Annotated in this window: 18 protein-coding genes; 8 read left to right on the top strand and 10 right to left on the bottom strand. The window is 69.8% G+C overall.

Features of this window, described 5'->3' with window-relative positions; genetic code table 11:
- The first annotated feature begins 187 nt into the window (after positions 1-187).
- Positions 188-544 (top strand): hypothetical protein, encoded by a 357-nt coding sequence (locus BJ982_RS19955; protein ID WP_184882238.1) that lies wholly within the window; start codon positions 188-190, stop codon positions 542-544.
- Positions 545-586: 42 nt separating this feature from the next.
- Here BJ982_RS19955 and BJ982_RS19950 read toward each other — a convergent pair whose 3' ends face one another.
- From BJ982_RS19950 to BJ982_RS19935, 4 genes are all read right to left on the bottom strand, one after another.
- On the bottom strand, positions 587-1408 hold the full coding sequence (locus BJ982_RS19950; RefSeq protein WP_203959385.1) for a M55 family metallopeptidase: 822 nt from the start codon (positions 1406-1408) through the stop codon (positions 587-589).
- Between the two features lie 63 nt (positions 1409-1471).
- On the bottom strand, positions 1472-2713 hold the full coding sequence (locus BJ982_RS19945) for an RNA polymerase sigma factor (RefSeq protein ID WP_184882234.1): 1242 nt from the start codon (positions 2711-2713) through the stop codon (positions 1472-1474).
- Positions 2714-2783: 70 nt separating this feature from the next.
- On the bottom strand, positions 2784-3155 hold the full coding sequence (locus BJ982_RS19940) for a YciI family protein (RefSeq protein ID WP_184882232.1): 372 nt from the start codon (positions 3153-3155) through the stop codon (positions 2784-2786).
- A gap of 42 nt (positions 3156-3197) precedes the next feature.
- Complete coding sequence (locus BJ982_RS19935) at positions 3198-3395, bottom strand: hypothetical protein (protein ID WP_184882230.1); 198 nt, start codon at positions 3393-3395, stop codon at positions 3198-3200.
- A gap of 101 nt (positions 3396-3496) precedes the next feature.
- Here BJ982_RS19935 and BJ982_RS19930 point away from each other — a divergent pair, with 101 nt between their 5' ends.
- Positions 3497-3931: a hypothetical protein gene (locus BJ982_RS19930; protein WP_184882228.1), complete on the top strand. Its 435-nt coding sequence runs from the start codon at positions 3497-3499 to the stop codon at positions 3929-3931.
- A gap of 200 nt (positions 3932-4131) precedes the next feature.
- On the opposite strand, the gene BJ982_RS40490 is transcribed toward BJ982_RS19930, so the two are convergent.
- Complete coding sequence (locus BJ982_RS40490; RefSeq protein WP_184882226.1) at positions 4132-4713, bottom strand: TetR/AcrR family transcriptional regulator; 582 nt, start codon at positions 4711-4713, stop codon at positions 4132-4134.
- Positions 4714-4837: 124 nt separating this feature from the next.
- Here BJ982_RS40490 and BJ982_RS19920 point away from each other — a divergent pair, with 124 nt between their 5' ends.
- From BJ982_RS19920 to BJ982_RS19910, 3 genes are all read left to right on the top strand, one after another.
- Positions 4838-6019 carry an FAD-dependent oxidoreductase gene (locus tag BJ982_RS19920; RefSeq protein WP_184882224.1) on the top strand — a complete coding sequence of 394 codons (1182 nt, stop codon included), beginning with the start codon at positions 4838-4840 and terminating at the stop codon, positions 6017-6019.
- A gap of 121 nt (positions 6020-6140) precedes the next feature.
- The gene (locus tag BJ982_RS19915; RefSeq protein WP_203959384.1) at positions 6141-6461 is read left to right on the top strand and encodes a type II toxin-antitoxin system Phd/YefM family antitoxin; all 321 of its coding nucleotides are present in this window, start codon (positions 6141-6143) and stop codon (positions 6459-6461) included.
- The gene (locus BJ982_RS19910) at positions 6458-6868 is read left to right on the top strand and encodes a type II toxin-antitoxin system VapC family toxin (protein ID WP_184882222.1); all 411 of its coding nucleotides are present in this window, start codon (positions 6458-6460) and stop codon (positions 6866-6868) included. Before BJ982_RS19915 ends, BJ982_RS19910 begins: the two co-directional genes overlap by 4 nt.
- A 53-nt stretch (positions 6869-6921) precedes the next feature.
- On the opposite strand, the gene BJ982_RS19905 is transcribed toward BJ982_RS19910, so the two are convergent.
- Together BJ982_RS19905 and BJ982_RS19900 are read right to left on the bottom strand one after the other, a co-directional pair.
- Positions 6922-7122 (bottom strand): hypothetical protein, encoded by a 201-nt coding sequence (locus BJ982_RS19905; protein WP_203959383.1) that lies wholly within the window; start codon positions 7120-7122, stop codon positions 6922-6924.
- A gap of 186 nt (positions 7123-7308) precedes the next feature.
- Positions 7309-8202: a methyltransferase domain-containing protein gene (locus BJ982_RS19900; protein WP_184882220.1), complete on the bottom strand. Its 894-nt coding sequence runs from the start codon at positions 8200-8202 to the stop codon at positions 7309-7311.
- Positions 8203-8548: 346 nt separating this feature from the next.
- Here BJ982_RS19900 and BJ982_RS19895 point away from each other — a divergent pair, with 346 nt between their 5' ends.
- Positions 8549-8707: a hypothetical protein gene (locus BJ982_RS19895; RefSeq protein WP_184882218.1), complete on the top strand. Its 159-nt coding sequence runs from the start codon at positions 8549-8551 to the stop codon at positions 8705-8707.
- A 22-nt stretch (positions 8708-8729) separates the two neighbouring features.
- On the opposite strand, the gene BJ982_RS19890 is transcribed toward BJ982_RS19895, so the two are convergent.
- Positions 8730-9962 (bottom strand): NsdA family TPR-like regulatory protein, encoded by a 1233-nt coding sequence (locus BJ982_RS19890; RefSeq protein WP_184882216.1) that lies wholly within the window; start codon positions 9960-9962, stop codon positions 8730-8732.
- Between the two features lie 178 nt (positions 9963-10140).
- Between BJ982_RS19890 and BJ982_RS19885 the strand changes: the two genes are divergently transcribed.
- Both BJ982_RS19885 and BJ982_RS19880 read left to right on the top strand, forming a co-directional pair.
- Positions 10141-10647, top strand: a complete 507-nt coding sequence (locus tag BJ982_RS19885; RefSeq protein ID WP_184882213.1) for an ATP-binding protein — start codon at positions 10141-10143, stop codon at positions 10645-10647.
- Positions 10644-10919, top strand: a complete 276-nt coding sequence (locus BJ982_RS19880) for a hypothetical protein (RefSeq protein WP_184882211.1) — start codon at positions 10644-10646, stop codon at positions 10917-10919. The genes BJ982_RS19885 and BJ982_RS19880 overlap by 4 nt, the downstream gene beginning before the upstream one ends.
- A 218-nt stretch (positions 10920-11137) precedes the next feature.
- On the opposite strand, the gene BJ982_RS19875 is transcribed toward BJ982_RS19880, so the two are convergent.
- On the bottom strand, positions 11138-11983 hold the full coding sequence (locus BJ982_RS19875; protein ID WP_184882209.1) for a methyltransferase domain-containing protein: 846 nt from the start codon (positions 11981-11983) through the stop codon (positions 11138-11140).
- A gap of 76 nt (positions 11984-12059) precedes the next feature.
- Complete coding sequence (locus tag BJ982_RS19870; protein WP_184882207.1) at positions 12060-13595, bottom strand: class I SAM-dependent methyltransferase; 1536 nt, start codon at positions 13593-13595, stop codon at positions 12060-12062.

Here is a 13595-nt window from a genome sequence, read left to right as displayed (position 1 = left end):
CAACCCACCCGTGACGGGACCGTCACCCCCGCATCCCCGCAGAGTCTCCACGCCCACCCACGACGAGCGCGGCGGTGGCCTCGCCACGAGATTCGACCTGCGGGTAACAGCCGACTCGCTCCCAGCCGGAATGTGGACTATTCAGCCGGAATATGGAGAAGTGCTTGCTACTCGTCCCCGGTGATCGATGTTCATCTGGAAGTACCCGTTCCGCCGCACGCGTGAGGAGTCCTCCGTAGTGAAGGTTCGCAGGTTTCAGGCCGTAGCCGTCCTTGCCATGGCGCTGGGGGCCGACCTTCTGGCCGGCGCCGGCCCCGCGGCTGCCGTCGTCGTCACCGGCCATGCCGCCACCTCCGTGCAGGCGCGCGGCCTGCTGCCTCCGGACTGGTACCGGTCGAGCTACTACCCCACCATGGAGGCGTGCCGCGTGGGCTTGGCCGACGCCGCCGCCAACGGCCAATACACCGGCCTGAGCGCCTGCTACTACTACGCGGGCGACCGAAACTACCGCGCGGGTTACTACTTCAACATCTACATTCCCTGAGCCTTCGAGCGTCTGACCGTGATCTCCTGCGTTCGCGGTTCCTTATCCGGGTTTGATGGTCGCGAGTTGCACCAGCAGCAGGACGAGCCGGTAGAGCTCGGCGAAGTCGGTGGCGGTGAAGGTGACGGTACGGTCGCCGGCGGTGCGGGAGACGCCGGGGACCAGTGTCGCCAGGTCGACCGTGGTGGGGCTGTAGAGGTCGACCTCGACGGCCAGCGGTCCGGGGATGGTCAGAGGCGAGACGTGCGCACGCCGGGTGATGGCGTCGGCGGCGGCGGCGCGTAGCCGCTCGCGGGCCTCCTCCGGATGCAGGGCGACGGCGGCGGCCTGGCCGAGGGCTTGTTTGACCGCGACGGTCACGGCCGAGGGCACCAGGTCGGCCAGTTCGGCGCAGGCGGTGTCATCGCCGCTGAGCAGGACGACCGGTACGCCCAGGTGTCCGGCCATGGCGGCGTTGAGACCGATCTCTCCCAGGGAACGTCCGGCCACCCGCACGTCCAGGATGTCGCCGCTCATGGTGTGCGCCAGCACGGCCGGGCCGCCGCCGACGCGGGCATGGTAGCCGACGAGCAGCACCGCGTCGGTGTTCTCGTCGAGGCCGCCGAGCATGCCCAGCGGCCGCGGCCGGCCTCGCACCAGGTGGGCCCGCCGGTCGAGTTCCTCCGGCAGCAGGTTACGGAACGGCCCGTGCGCGTCGGCGACCCACACCACGGCGTCGGGTTCGGCGTCCAGGACCCCGGCGATGACGGCGTTCGTCTCGGCCGTCATCAGGGCCCGGCCGCGTTCGTAGTCGTAGCGATCCGGATTCGTCTCGGTGGGATGGACGATCCCCGAGATGCCCTCCATGTCCACAGAGATCAGCACCTTCATGGCTCCAGGAGCCTACGTGCCTTTCCCGCCAGGCCACACCCTGCTACGGCCGCGTCCTCAGGCGTGGCGGTCGGCTTGGTCGAGTAGGTATCGCTGTTCGATCTGGTTGCCGGTGAGGGCAGCTGCCTCGCGGTACAGATGTGCTGCTTCGGTTGCGTTGCCGGTCATTCGTAGCAAGTGTGCGCGCACCGCGCGTTCGCGTTGGTGGGTCAGCGGGTCCTGGTCAAGGTGGAAGCGGCGGTTGAGGTCGTCGAGGAGGGCCAGGCCTCGGGTCGGCCCGTAAGCCTTGGCCACCGCCACCACCCGGCTCAGCCGGACCGGCGCGGTGGGGTGGAGGCGTTCGAGCCACAGGTAGAGGGCCGCGATCTGCGGCCAGTCGGTGTGCTCGGGCGAGGCCGCCGCGGCGTGGACCGCCGCGATCGCCGCCTGCAACTGGTAGGGGCCGACCTCGCGGCGGTTCCAGACGCCGTCGATCAGCGTGGTGCCTTCGCGGATGAGGCCGGAGTCCCATCGCGTCCGGTCCTGTTCGTCCAAGGGCACCAGCTCGTCGTGGCCGCCGGTGCGGGCCGGGCGGCGGGCCTCGGTGAGCAGCATCAGCGCGAGCAGGCCGGTCACCTCGGCGTCTTCGGGCAGAGAGGCGTGGAGCATGCGGGTCAGGCGGATGGCCTCGCCGGTCAGGTCGACGCGGGCGAGCGTGGTGCCGCTGGAGGCCGTGTACCCCTCGTTGAAGATGAGGTAGAGCACCTGCGTCACGGCGGCCATCCGGCTGTCCCGGTCGGCGCCTGCCGGCGGGGTGAAGCGGGCTCCGGCGCGGGCCAGTCGCTGCTTGGCGCGGCTGATCCGGGTACCCATGGTGGCCTCGGACGTGCCGTAGGCGTGCGCGATCTCGGCGGTGGTCAGGCCGCCGACCGCGCGCAGCGTGAGCGCCACCTGGGAGGTGGGGCTCAGTGCGGGGTGGCAGCAGAGCAGCAGCAGGGCGAGGCTGTCGTCACTGTCCCGCGGCGGGCCCGCCTGGCGGGCCGGTTCCCGCATGGCGAGTTCGGCGAGGCCGGCCTCACGCTCGCGGCGGCGCCGCGCCTGGTCGGCGCGGAGCAGGTCGACCATCCGCCGGTAGCCGACGCGGATCAGCCAGCCGCGCGGGTCGTCCGGCACACCGTCGGCCTGCCAGGCCCGGCTCGCGGCGAGCAGTGCCTCCTGCACCGCGTCCTCGGCGATGTCGAAGCGGCCGAAACGCCGCACCAGCGCGCCGAGCACGTGCGGCGTCTCGGTGCGCAGCACGTGCTCGATGTCGGCGTTCATCCTGGGTGGGCCTATCCGGCGGTCGTCCCGGCCACCCGCTCGCGCCGGGCGTCGCCCGGCTTGACGGGAGTCACGCCGCGAAGTCCTCGCCCATGATCGGCCGGATCTCGATCGGCTCGCCCAGCGTCTCGACGATCCGCGAGACGATCTCCACGGCTCGCTCCCGGCTGGCGACGTCGATGACGGCGAAGCTGGCCAGCACCTCCTTCAGCTCGGCGAACGGCCCGTCGGTCGCCACCACGCCGTCGGCGGTCCTGCGGACCGTGGTGCTGACCGCCGGATGACCGAGGCCCTCGCTGCCGACGAACTCGCCGGTGGCGGTCAGTTCTCGCTCGAACTCCTGGTAGGCGGCGAACGCCGCCAGCGCCTCCTCAGAGGGGGTGTCGGCGGTCGCGGCGTCCCAGTCGGCGGCCGGGGTGTAGCCGAGCAGCAGATACTTCACGGCGGATCCTCCTTGTCGAGCGTCGGGCAAGGGTATGCGGAGTCAGACCAAGCGGCGCGTGGACAGGGCCAGGACGGTCGCCCCGGTGAGGGCGCCCAGGCCGTTGACGGCGATCGCGACGAGGATGGGCAGCGCGCGGCGGTCGGCGGGGACGCCGGTGGCGGTCGCGGCGGTGACCATGACTTCCTCCTTGATGGGGTTCCTGCCGTTACCTCGGGGCACGAGCCGGGCTCTCGACACGATCGGATTGTGAGGTGAATCACACCGCAGGTGGTGTCGAGGCGGGCGGGCCGCCTCCGAGGTACCGGCGAGCACTCACCACGACACACAAGGAGAATAAGATGTCCGAGATCCCGGAGACCTACGAGCCGAGCGCCGAGGTGCAGGCTCTGGACCGCCTGGTCGGCACCTGGGCGGTCACCGGCGGCGCCGAGGGAACCGTCCGGTACGAGTGGCTGCACGGCGGCTTCTTCCTGCTTCAGCACGTCGCGCTCACCCATTCCGGTCAGCCTGTCACCGGTCTGGAAGTGATCGGCAACCTGCGCCCGTTCGGCGAACCGGCCGGCGCGGACGTGATGTCGCGCTTCTACGACGCGGCGGGCAACACGTTCGACTATGTGTACGAGCTGGTCGGCGACAAGCTGACCATCTGGGGCGGCGCGAAGGGCAGTCCCGCCTACTACGAGGGCACGTTCAGCCCTGACGGCACCACCGTCACCGGCGCGTGGGTCTACCCCGGCGGCGGCGGATACGAATCCACCATGACACGCATCTGACACCGGCTCACATCGCCTACCGGCAGACCACCGCGCCTCGCCGGGAGGCGACCGCGCAGTGGCCGAAGTGTCGACGCGCGCGGCCGGGCGGGTACGGCAGGGCCACGTCCCTTCGCCGGCTGCCCGGCCGATGCCGGAGGCGTCCGGCCGCGAGCCTTCTTCCAGGGGAGTGCGATGTGGCCGCGCCGGCGAGGCCGGCGTCAGGCCCGGCCGTTCCAGCCGTTCTCGAGGAGGTCGAAGGCAGTCTCGACGGCCAGAGGAGGATCGTCATGGCCGTGCGCCAGGGCCAGTGCCTCCAGGGCGAAGTGCGCCAGGGCCGAGCAGGCGGGATCGTCGGCGGCGGCGCCGGCGTCCTGGGCGATGGCGCGGGTCAGGGCGGTCTCGTGGCGCATCCACATGCGGTGGGAGTACTCGCGCAGCGCCGGGGTGCCTTCGATGAGCCGCTTGTAGGAGGCGAAGGCCGGGTCGGCGGCGGTGGCCAGGCGGCTCAGCATGTGCGCACGGAGGGCCGCGACGATGGACCGGCCGGCGGGGCGTTCCAGAACGGCGGCGATCAGGGCGGCTTCCTGGTCGCCCTCCTCGTCGAAGACGAGGGCCTCCTTTCCGGTGAAGTGCTTGAAGAGCGTGGTGGTGGAGACGTCGGCGGCCTCGCAGATGTCCCGGATGCTCACCTGGTCGTAGCCGTGTTCCAGGAACAGGTTCAGGGCGGCGTCGGCGATGGCCTGGCGGGTCGCCGCCTTCTTCCGCTCTCGACGCCCTGGGGGCGATGTCGTCTCACTCACGGGTTCACTCTATCCGTAGGTTGCCTCAGATGAAAGATTGACTCGTTGCACTTTTTGAATCGGTGTGCTTTTCTGGCGAGGTCGGACCTCCCGACACCCGCACCAGGCCGATCGGAGTGATCCCATGACCACCACCACACCTCGCATCAGCGTCATCGGAGCCGGACCCGGCGGGCTGACCTGCGCCCGAGTCCTCCAGCGGCACGGCGTCCAGGTCACCGTCCACGAGTTCGACACCTCCCTCGACGCCCGCCCCCAGGGCGGCAGCCTCGACATGCACGCGGACAGCGGGCAGATCGCCCTGGAGGCGGCAGGGCTCCTCGACCGGTTCCGCACCTTGGCCCGCCCCGCCGGGCAGGCCAAGCGGGGGCTCACCGCGCACGGCGAGGTCGTCGTCGACTATCGGCCCGACGAGGACGAGGACGGCGCCCCCGAGATCGACCGTGGACAGCTCCGCGCCCTGCTGGCGGACGCCCTCGAACCGGGCACCATCCGATGGGGCCGGAAGCTGGCGTCGGTCACCGGCAACGGCGACGGCACGCACCGCCTGCTCTTCGAGGACGGCACCACGACGCACACCGACCTGGTCATCGGCGCCGACGGCGCCTGGTCGAAGGTACGCCCGCTGGTCAGCGACGCCACTCCCCGCTACACCGGCGTCACCTTCGTGGAGGCATGGTTCCACCACGTCGACCGCGCCCACCCGGCCGTCGCCACACTGGTGGGCGACGGGCAGGTCTTCGCCACCGGCGACTCCAAGGGCCTGATCGCGCAGCGCAACAGCGGCGGGCGCGTCTGCGTCTACATCGGCATCCGGGACGAGCCCGACTGGCAACGCGCCGCCGGCCTCGACCCGGCCGACACCGAGGCCGTGCGCGCCGCGCTCCTGGAGCGGTTCGCCGGCTGGGACGCGAGCCTCCTCCCCCTGATCGCCGACAACGACGGCCCCTACGTCAGCCGTCCGCTCTACGCCATCCCCGCCCCGCACTTCTGGCCGCACTCCCCCGGCGTCACCCTGCTCGGCGACGCCGCCCACCTGATGACCCCGTTCGGCGGCAACGGCGCCAACTACGCCATGCTGGACGGCGCCGAACTCGCCCTCGCGCTGGCCCGGCACGAAGACCTCGACGAGGCCGTCACCACGTACGAGAAGACCATGCAGACCCGCGCCGCCGAGTTCGGCGACGGCATCGAGGCCCTGCACCAGGCATTCGCCCCCGGCGGCCTCGACCGCGCCGACATCCCCGACTTCGCCCAGGAGAAGGACGACTACAAGACCCGGGCCGCCGCCTACCGGGCCACCTGACCGCCCCACCGTTCCGGACCGCGCACGCGAACGCCCCTGCCCGCCAAACAACCTACAGAACAGGACATATCTGGTGCTACCCGGTAGCACCAGATGGCACACCGCCAGGTAGACTGGCCCCGTGAGCATCTCCGAGCCTGACCATTCTCATCAGATCTCGCAGCGCGACCTGCGCAACCGGTCCGCGGAGATCATGGACGGCCTGGAGCGGGGAGAACGGTACGCCGTCACCCGCAACGGTCATCACATCGGCGATCTGGTGCCCATACGCCGACGCCGCCGGACCGTCTCACGGGCCGAGTTCGCTGCGGTGTCCCGGGGCATGCCGCGCCTCGACGACCGGAAGTACCGCGAGGACATGGACCGTCACGTCAACGACGATCTCTATGACCCCTACGATCGCGCGTACGGCAGAGGCGAGTTCGCAGAGGACGAGGCATGACCCCTGCTCAGGGTCTACTCGACACCAACATCCTCATCCTGCGCGCCGGAATCGATCCGGACGAACTGCCCGACGAGATGATGATCAGTTCTATCACCACCGCCGAGTTGTCCGTAGGCGTCCTGGTGGCCTCCGGACCGCAGGAACTCGCTCAACGGATGAAGGTTCTCCAGGCGGCCGAGGCCGAATTCGACCCCCTTCCCTTCGATGAGACCGCCGCCCGCGAGTACGGCCAGCTCTGGACCGCCGTTATGGCCTCGGGCCGCAACCCACGTCCCCGTACGGCCGACTTGATGATCGCTTGCGTGGCCATCGCGAACCGCCTTCCGCTGTACACCTGCAACCCCAAGGACTTCAAAGGACTGGACCACCTGCTCTCAGTCATTCCTGTCACCAGGCCACACTGAAAGGGCGCGAAACTCACCCGGCCGCGCACAACGAGCGTGGCGCCGTCAGGGTTTCAGTGGTGCGCCGTGAGCAGTTCTCGTACTTGTGGCACGTCGCGGTAGGGCTTGAGTCGATCCAGAACGACGCGGGCGCGCTGGGCGGTGCGGTCGCTGGCCACGTCCGCTGAAAGCTCCAGCATTCTGGCGGCCACGCACGCCGATTCTTCGGGTTCGTTGACGTCCGCTAGTGCGACGGCCAGCCATGACAGGTACAAGGCGAGTTCTCGTGAGTGTGCGGGCTGGACTCGGGATTCGCCTCCCAGAAAGGCGAGTGGAACCTGCGGTAGCCGACCCACGCAGCTCGGCATGACGACCGCCGTCCTAAGGGGCTACTCCTGCGGCCCGAAAATCTCCTTGACGAACAGCGCTGTGGGCAGGTCGGGCAACGCCTGGATCCGCGCCTAACCGAGTGCCGGCGGGTGCTCGGCCGGACGGCGTCCCCAGGCCGAGATCAGCGGAGCGAGTGTCAGGTCGAGTTCGCCCGCGTGGATGGCGGCCAAGTGCGCGTCGATCTCGGCGTCGTCGGCCAGGCCGGCCGCGAGGAGCTCGCCGCGCACGTGCCGGATGGTCGCCGCCTCCAGCCGGTCGCAGGCCATCCCGCCGACCGGGAAAGAGCCCGCCGCGGCGACATCTACCAAGCCGGCCTCACGCAATGCCCGCGGCAGTGTCCGGCCGTAGCGCAGGTCCGCGCCGCGGCGCGTCAGCAGTTCCCGGACCGCGTCGCGCAGCCTGTTGGCCCGCCGCTGCGCCGGGCCGCTGTCGTCCAGGCATGCCAGTGGCTGCAGAGCGGTATCTGCGTCCTCGACCAGCAGCCAGCCGCCGGGCCGCAGCGCCGCCGCCATCGTGGCCAGCGCCCGCGCCCGGTCAGGTACATGGACCAGCACGAGCCGGGCGTGCACCAGATCGAACGTCCCCGACTCCGGAGGCGCATCAGCGGCGACGTCGTGTCGGCGCACCTCGTACCCGCCGTCTGCCTTCAGCCACGACGGGTCGATGTCCGTGGCCAGCACGTGCCCGGTCGGACCGACGGCCGCCGCGAGCGCCTCCGGGATGCTGCGGCCACCGGCCCCCACCTCCCAGCAGCGCGAGCCGGCCCCGACCCCCAGTCGAGCGAAGTGCCCCCGCGTCACACCGTCGAACAGCTCGGCCAGCCAAACGAATCGCTCGCCCGCCTCGGCGCGTGCGTTGTCCAGCAGGTACCCGCGGGCGGGAGCGGGCTCTCCACCGAGCGCGGTAGTCCCGCCTATCGGATCCGGTCGGCCACCGACGTACGGCGGGCGGGGAGAGGACGTCATCACTACATGGTCACCTCCCCAGACCACCAGCACCACGACGACGGGAGAGGGATATCTCACACAGCCGGCGACCCCGCATGGCCTACCGCATGGTTCTGCACCGTGACGCGCCGGAAGGGGTACATGTCTTCGGAGTCCACAGCCAGCGCACCAGGCGCGGGACAGCGCGCTGACCGGAGCGTCGGCTACGGCCGGCTCGACCTCTTACCGGACGCTTTCGATCACGACGTGAAGTAGGGGCCGGCGGACCCAACCGAGCGCAGCATTCCATTTCTGCCACTCGGCCTGGACGGGCTACTCCCTCGCACGTCCAGGCCGGCCACAGGCCGTGGCAGGTATCCCCGGCTTGTTACTCTCCCTGGCCGCCGGTCTGATCGCCGTCGCCTCCTCGCGATGGATCATTGGGTGGCGCATCCGCTTTTGGTGGCTCCTGGTCGCGCTGACCTATCCGCTGACCCGCTTCGTCATGATCGGCCTGTCGACCACACCGTCCGTCCTGCCATAAGCCACGCTCCACACCGCGGATTTCAGCCGTGCGCCATGAGCAGGTCTCGTACTTGTGGCACGTCCCGATAGGGCTGGAGGCGATCCAGAACGACGCGGGCGCGTTGGGCGGTGCGGTCGCTGGCCACGTCCGCTGAGAGCTCCAGCATTCTGGCGGCCACTCGTGCCGATTCCTCGGGTTCGTTGGCGTCCGCCAGTGCGACGGCCAGCCACGACAGGTACAAGGAGAGCTCTCGTGAATGCGCGGGGTTGTATCGGCTGAGCACATCGGTCAGGAGCGGGACAGCGCGCAGCGGTCGCCGTAGTTCGGTGTAGGCGCGTGCCTTCATGATCTGAAGCTCGTTCTCGTCCACCCAGTACAGATAAGCGGGCTCCGTGCCGCCGAAGTCGCGGTCAAGGGCCTCGTCCGCCTCACCGAGGGCCCGCATGGCCGCCTGCGCGTCGCCCACCCGTGCGTTCGCCCACGCCAGCCGATCCCAGCAGAGAGCACGTGCCCGAGGAGGCGCGGAGGCCCCGGCCGCGTCCAGCGCCGCCTGTGCGAGGGCCACACTCTCGCCGGGGTCGTCGATACTTGAAACCTGATAGGCCAGCGATCCGATCAGGTACGAGGCGAGGGTGCCGTCACCGGCGTCCTGGGCCGCGCCTATGCCCAGCTTGTACGTGCGCGCCGCCTGGTCGGCCCGTCCCGCGTCGCCTGCCACCCAGCCGGCGATCTGGGCGAACTCCCCGATGATGACCAACAGGTCCCGGCCTGCCTCCTCGGTGTGCGCCGAGTCTCTGTACATCCGGACGGCCGTGCCGAGTTCGCGGAAGGCGGGCTGGATGAGATCGAGTCCGGCGAGGACATCGTCGGCGAGCCGCAGACCATGGACTCGTGCCGACATATCGGCGAGGGTTTCCGCACCTATACGCGAGCCTTTGCGGCGGGCGTACGGAGTAAGGGGATTTTCTCCGCGAAGGATCTGCCACAAAGCATCCGTGGAATCACGGCGCGATGAAGCCGCCGTAGCACCGAACAATTCCTCTTCGTCCATGCCGAAAGCTCGCGAGTACAGCACCGGATAGGGGTCTTTGGGGCGGTGCGTGCCCGCCTCCCAGTACTTGATCATGCGGATGAGAGAGTCACGTTCGGGCAGGCGCGCGCGGGTGTGCTCGTCGGCGGCGTCGGCGAGCCGCTTCGCCATCTCTCGCTGCGTCCACAGGTTATGACGCCGCAGCGCTCGGAGGCGCGCGGCCCAGGCCGGGATATCGCTCATCGCAAGCTCCTCGGGGGAAACGGCGGAATCCGGCTGTCTCCCCCAGTCTCCCCCATGCGCACTGTCACCGCATGCGTACAGAGCGATGTGATGAAAGCCCACGGCGTGAATGACCGGACCCGCACCACGCTTCTCGTCGTACACCGGGTCCTTGAAACGCATTATGGAGGTGCGATCCGTGGCACGGGCCAAGGGCCAGACATCCACCTATATGAGCGGGGCGAAAGGCATCCAACTGGGCGCTATCGATTTGCTCGGTGCTCCTGAAGCGGCGCACGAAGCACGCGCTTTCGTACGGCGGATTCTCGGCATGGACCACCCGGTTCGGGACGACGTGACACTCCTGGTGTCGGAGGCCGTCACGAACTCGGTGCTGCACTCCGATTCCAAGGACGGTGGCCGCGTCAGACTGGCGTTGGCCGACTGCGGCGAATTCATCTATGCGGAGATCGCCGACGCGGGCGGACGGACGGCTCCGCGTGTCGCCGGGAGCCCACTGGCCGAAGGTGGGCGTGGGATGGTGCTGGTGGACACGATCGCCCGGCGATGGGGCGTCGAGGAACACGAGGCCGGCCGGACGTTGTGGTTCGAGGTGCCGTACGCGTGCGAAGGCCACGACGCGGCGGCGTGGTTTCCCCGACAGCGGCGACCGGCCGATCCAGTCCATCCGGTCGATCAGCAATGATGCCGTTCTTCCTCTGGGACCGGAGCCGGCCGCCTGAGGATCAGCGTCACCTCGTCGGCACGAGCACCATCCGCATGGCGGTCGAGATGGTACGCCTGTCACGCGAGGCCGAAGAGGCGTGGCGGCGGGCGAAGGTGCTCATGGTCGGCCGGCATGTGTCCCGTGCAGAGGTGGATGCGATGGCCGCGTTCCTGGGGTTCGATCCCCTCAGCGACGGCGAGTGGGAGGAGTCGGCGACGAAAGATGCCGTCAGCCGCCGAGATTTCGGCTGAGTTCCTCGGCTGAGCGGATGCGGTGAAGGCGGCATGGCAGACGGGGAGTCCGAGGGGGCTCCCTCGGGGCCGGAGGTCACTGGAGAGCACAGTCCGAGCCGGAGGCGAGGCCCATTTTCGGGGCGCCCCCTTTGTGTTTCCTCATTTCAGGGCGGGGCCGTCTTCGCATGTGCGAACGGGCGACCTCTTGGTGGAGGTCGCCCGTTCGGGGGTGTGGGTCAGGCGGGCTTCTTGGCTACGCAGAGGAGGTAGCCGAGTTCCTTCACCAGGCCGACCGGGTTGCGGAGGAGTTCCAGCATGGGGATGACCTGCTCGCCGTAGCGGTCGATGAGGGCGTCGTACTTGGCGTTGACGGCCTCGATAGTGCGGGTGGAGGACTTGTAGGTGTGCTTGCTGATGTCCAGCAGCTCGGCGACCTCCAGGTCCGCCTCGGCGACCAGGGCGCGGTACTCGTTCTCCCACAGGATGGGGCTGGCCTGCAGGTCGGTCATGAACTCGCTGACGGCGCGCTCGTCCTCGGGGCTCATGGGGCCGGTCTGCAGCTTGTCGGTGACGACGACGCGGCCGCCCGGGCGCAGGACGCGGCGCAGCTCGCGCAGCGTGCGCAGGCGGTCCATGTGCAGGAGCGCGTCGAACACCCAGACGACGTCGAAGGAGCCCTCGGGGTAGGGCAGGTCGTAGACGTCGGCGTACTCGAAGGTGACGCGGTCGGCGAGGCCCTGGGCGCGGGAGCGGCGGTTGGCCTCGTCGATCTGGGCCTGGTTGTTGGAGATGCCGACGATCTCGGCGGGGGTGGCGCCGGCGAGCTGGAACGCCGACAGGCCGATGCCGCAGCCGACGTCGAGCACGCGGCCGCCGTTCTCCAGGCCGGAGTGGTCGATGAGGAGCTGGGTCATCCGCTCGGCGGCCCGCCGGTTGGAGCTCTCGTCGTTCTCGTCCTCCCAGTAGCCCTGGTGGAAGTTCTCGTCCCAGACGTCGATGAGAAGGAGGTTGAAGACGTCGTAGAACTCGGCCGTCCCCTCGGAGGAGGGCACGGAGGGCGCGGCGACTTGGTCGGTGGTCATGTGGGCTCCCATATGTCTCTGCTCGGTGACTCGGTGGCTGCGTGCTCCGGTGGCGCGATCCGGCCGGTGCGAGGGGTCAGCGCGGGCGCTCGGCGGTGATGATGATGAAGGTGCCGGGCCCGGACTCGTCGCGGATGGTGAGGCCCGCGTCCGCCAGCCACCGCTTGACGTCGTCGAGCTCGAAGAGCTGCATCCCCTCCTGGTGGCCGGGGAAGTAGTGCGAGGCCTGGAAGTACCGGGCGAGACGGTCGTCGTGCATGCGGAAGGTGAGCAGCGAGAACGTGCCGCCCGGCCGCAGGATCCTGCCGACCTCGGCGATGGCTTCGGCCGCGTCGTCGGGGAACGCCTGCAGGGCGTTCCAGCACAGGACGGCGCCGACGCTGGCGTCCTGGAAGGGCAGCGCCTTGGCGCTGGCCATGACGGCGGGCAGCTCGGGCAGCTTGTTGCGGGTGGCGGTGAGCATGGGGGCGTAGGCGTCCAGGGCGATGATGCGCTCGGCGCCGACGGCCTCCACCAGCATCTCGGTCCAGGTTCCCGCGCCGCAGGCGAGGTCGAGCACGGGGCCCTCGACGGGGGCGACGTGGTCGATGATGTAGCGGCGCTCGTCCTCGGGGGTGACCTGGGCGCCCCAGTTGGTGCCGGCGATGCGCAGGAAGTTCGGGCGGGCGTACGCCTCGTAGAACAGGCCCATGCTGGGCAGCTCGGCGAGCTTGTAGAGGAAGTCGCCGGGGTTGTTCTGGGCGCCCTCGGACAGGTTGAGGATGCCGTGGGCGGCGGGGAAGGCGGTGGAGCAGCTCACGCAGCGGACGGTCTCGCCGGTGACCTCGATGCCGCCGCCGCAGTTCGGGCAGCGCAGCGCCTCGGCGTGCGGGGCGAAGATGTCGGCGCTCTGCTCGCGCAGCTGGGGCACCTGGTCGCGGGGCGGCACGGTGCCGAGCACGACGGGCGCGGGCGTGCCGTTGACCACGGCCCAGTACGCCTTGGCGCCGGCGTGGCCCCAGACGGTGCGCGTGTCCTTCTCCCAGTTCGCGGCGATCTGCTCGGCGGTCATCTGCCGGATCCAGGTCTGGTCGAACGACTTCTCGTTGTCGTCCATGAGCGCCCAGACGGCCGGGGAGGGGAAGACGCGGCCGAGGACGGGCTTGGCCGGGTCGAGCTCCTGCAGGCCGCGCTCCAGGCGGGTGTAGTCCTCGATGTGCAGGTCGCGGTGGTCGGCGGCGGCGAGCACGCGGTCGCGGTGGGAGGGGAAGTGCGCGACCAGGTAGGTCAGGGCCACCGAGAGGGACTGCCCGTTGGGGGCGGTGCGCCACAGGTCGAGGTACAGGTCGACGCCCTGGCGGGCGGCCGTGGTGATCGGGCCCTCGGTGTCGGGGTACTCGGCCTCGATGAGGATGCCGAGCAGGACGGCGATGTAGCCCTTGCGCTCGTCGTCGACCTGGCCGAGCCGCTCGACGAGGACGGGGACGGCGGGCACGGCGAGGTCGGTCAGGGTTCCGTCGTCCCAGAGGGCCGCGACGAGCCGGTGGAACTCCGGCACGAGGCGGTCGCGGTCGGCTCCGGTGAAGGCGCCGACCACCTCGGCGGCGGTCGAATGGGCCGTGGAGACACTCAT

It is taken from the genome of Sphaerisporangium siamense (genome assembly GCF_014205275.1).
Lineage (GTDB): Bacteria > Actinomycetota > Actinomycetes > Streptosporangiales > Streptosporangiaceae > Sphaerisporangium > Sphaerisporangium siamense.
This window is presented reverse-complemented; position numbering and strand designations above follow the sequence as displayed.

Bases quoted from the DNA above. Each gene is read 5' to 3' on its own strand.
- BJ982_RS19955 (WP_184882238.1), top strand. From the start codon at position 188: ATGTTCATCTGGAAGTACCCGTTCCGCCGCACGCGTGAGGAGTCCTCC.
- BJ982_RS19945 (WP_184882234.1), bottom strand. From the start codon at position 2,713: ATGAACGCCGACATCGAGCACGTGCTGCGCACCGAGACGCCGCACGTG.
- BJ982_RS19930 (WP_184882228.1), top strand. From the start codon at position 3,497: ATGTCCGAGATCCCGGAGACCTACGAGCCGAGCGCCGAGGTGCAGGCT.
- BJ982_RS19920 (WP_184882224.1), top strand. From the start codon at position 4,838: ATGACCACCACCACACCTCGCATCAGCGTCATCGGAGCCGGACCCGGC.
- BJ982_RS19910 (WP_184882222.1), top strand. From the start codon at position 6,458: ATGACCCCTGCTCAGGGTCTACTCGACACCAACATCCTCATCCTGCGC.
- BJ982_RS19900 (WP_184882220.1), bottom strand. From the start codon at position 8,202: ATGACGTCCTCTCCCCGCCCGCCGTACGTCGGTGGCCGACCGGATCCG.
- BJ982_RS19890 (WP_184882216.1), bottom strand. From the start codon at position 9,962: ATGAGCGATATCCCGGCCTGGGCCGCGCGCCTCCGAGCGCTGCGGCGT.
- BJ982_RS19880 (WP_184882211.1), top strand. From the start codon at position 10,644: ATGATGCCGTTCTTCCTCTGGGACCGGAGCCGGCCGCCTGAGGATCAG.
- BJ982_RS19875 (WP_184882209.1), bottom strand. From the start codon at position 11,983: ATGACCACCGACCAAGTCGCCGCGCCCTCCGTGCCCTCCTCCGAGGGG.
- BJ982_RS19870 (WP_184882207.1), bottom strand. From the start codon at position 13,595: ATGAGTGTCTCCACGGCCCATTCGACCGCCGCCGAGGTGGTCGGCGCC.